Here is a 2307-nt window from a genome sequence, read left to right as displayed (position 1 = left end):
CAACTGTAAACAATTTCCATTATGCATCTCATGATGAGCTGAAACAGCATCTGCATGCCTATCTAATGGCTTATACCTTCGCTAAACGACTTAAAGCCATCAAAGGCAAAACTCCTTGGCAATTTATTCTAAATCAGTGGACAATTCATCCAGAATATTTTACAATTAATCCTAACCATTTCTTGGCGGGACTAAACAATTGTATTGGCCATGAAAATACGGCTGAAAACTTAGATATACTTCCTAAATAAGCACTTGCAGTGTGAGTGAACCTGAAAGAAAAGCCGGAAACCGCCAATTAAATCACTGCTTGTCAAAAATGCTATATCTTTCAAATACGTTGGTAACTCTGTCAAGATAAATTCTTCCTGCGTAGGTCCTGTTGTACTGCTCTTTTATGATTGATAAAAAATATAACCTATGATAGAATGCAAAAAAGAATGTGTAGGAAGAATAAACGACAGTGGCAGTAATTGTTAAAGACGGAAACGTGGAAAAAGCACTCATAGAAGTGAAGCGCAGGCTTCAATTAGAAGGGCTTGTAAAAGAAATACGAAAGAGAGAAGCTTATATTCAGCCTTCAAAAAAGCGCAAGGAGCAAAAGAAAGCGGGGCGTCGTAGATTAATGCGCACTTTATCTCGTCGTATAGCGAAAGAAGGGTTTTAGATGAGAGTCTGTAGCTCTTTTTTACAGATTTTTACAAAAAAATTCTATAAGGTGATTGACTTTTTGTTTAAGTAGCGGTATGGTTATAGAATGTTGTCTCCATAGTCTAGCGGTTAGGACGCTGCCCTTTCAAGGCGGTAGCGCGGGTTCGATTCCCGCTGGAGATGCCAGTATAGGAATAAAAAAATGCAAAAAATTTTGATGGCTAAAGCAACAGCGCTATGGTTAATTGACAATACAAAGCTTACATTTAAACAAATTTCTGATTTTTGTGGAATTCATGTACTTCAGGTCGAAACGTTAGCTAACGGCGAAGGAAATATTTCTTCTATGGATCCTGTTCTTTTAGGACAAATTACAAAAGAAGAAATTATTCGTTGCGAAATGGATCCTAATGCTTCGTTAGTTCTGATTCAGCGCGTAAATACTCATCAAAAGAAGCGGAAAAGCTATGTTAGTTTAGTGAATCGAAAAGAGATTCGTAATGGAGTGTTGTGGCTTGTTCGGTGTTATCCTGAACTCAAAGATACGGATATTATAAAGTTTCTTCCTACCACGAAGAATACGGTTCAGGCAATTCGTTCGGGAACGTACTGGGACATGAAAAATCTTGTAGCAAAAAACCCTGTTTTGATTGGATTATGCGCCCAAGATAGTCTAGATCAGTTGGTTCAGTTAGCGCAAGAGCGGAAAAAATTTTTAAGTTAACGTGCTATTTGAGTAAGTTTTATGTACAAAGACACATGAAACTTAGCTGAAAAAGCGATAAGAACCCATCTTCACAATTTAAGTAAAATTCAACGCGAAGTGAGAATATCCTTTATCAATAGATAAAGATAGCATATCCAAGAAGTTTAAGGGAAACACAATGAGAATTTATAAAAGATTATTTTAAGTACGGGAACCTAAGGCATGCGTACTCTCAAAGCTTATAATGAAGGAATTCATTGAGTGTGTTCTATGATGCGAGCATAGAGTGTTCAGTGATATTTTTCCCTGGTATACAGCAGTATGTAGTTTTTATAAATGAGGAAAAGATAAAGGGCTCCGTTAAAAAGAGTTTTTCTCATACGAGCAGCTCACCCTAGCTATAGTTTAATTGATTCTCACAGCGTAAATGTTACAAGCGCTGCCCTTGACAGAGGTATTAATGGGTAAAAAAGATAAGGATCGTAAACCATTAGTAATAGGCCCTCACATTAAAGTAGATAGGATAAGTATTCATGATACTGTATCTAGATGAAGTATTTTTGAAGCTTTCTTGAATAATAAGCCAACTTTAAAAAATGTATGTTGTGATGTAAGCTATAGAAAAATCATGGAAGAATTTGTTCAAACTGTTGGCTAAAAAAGCATTAAAATCTGGGCTTATACCCCCCCCTGAATGGACTTTTTTGCTAAAAGACGGGGGTAGAACGCACCTTTTTTTGGCTAAAACACTTTAAGAGCTTGTCCGCAAATGAGAGATATGTTAGTGTATCTGGATGATGTTGGATGCAATTGAGGAATATAAATGAATAGAAGAGCGTATGAGACAGATTTAAAAGACAAAGAATGGGAATTAATATCGGAATATTTTATACCAAATATTAAGAAGGCTGGCAGGCCTGTGAAACACAGCAGAAGAGAGATATTAGATG

The 2307-nt window shown here is 36.4% G+C and carries 2 protein-coding genes, 1 tRNA gene and 1 pseudogene; all 4 read left to right on the top strand.

The window, feature by feature from the left end; genetic code table 11:
• Positions 1-251, top strand: a pseudogene (locus HCUR_RS08120) (IS481 family transposase); the annotation flags it as partial.
• A 212-nt stretch (positions 252-463) separates the two neighbouring features.
• Complete coding sequence (gene rpsU / locus HCUR_RS00965) at positions 464-667, top strand: 30S ribosomal protein S21 (RefSeq protein ID WP_104206344.1); 204 nt, start codon at positions 464-466, stop codon at positions 665-667.
• A gap of 95 nt (positions 668-762) precedes the next feature.
• Positions 763-837: transfer RNA gene (locus HCUR_RS00960), tRNA-Glu, on the top strand.
• Between the two features lie 16 nt (positions 838-853).
• Complete coding sequence (locus HCUR_RS00955) at positions 854-1375, top strand: cell cycle transcriptional regulator TrcR (RefSeq protein WP_243397234.1); 522 nt, start codon at positions 854-856, stop codon at positions 1373-1375.
• The last annotated feature ends 932 nt before the right edge of the window (positions 1376-2307 follow it).

The sequence above is a fragment of the Holospora curviuscula genome, from assembly GCF_002930195.1.
GTDB lineage: Bacteria > Pseudomonadota > Alphaproteobacteria > Holosporales > Holosporaceae > Holospora > Holospora curviuscula.
The sequence above is the reverse complement of the archived record's forward strand: the minus strand, read 5'-3'. Positions and strand labels throughout refer to the sequence as shown.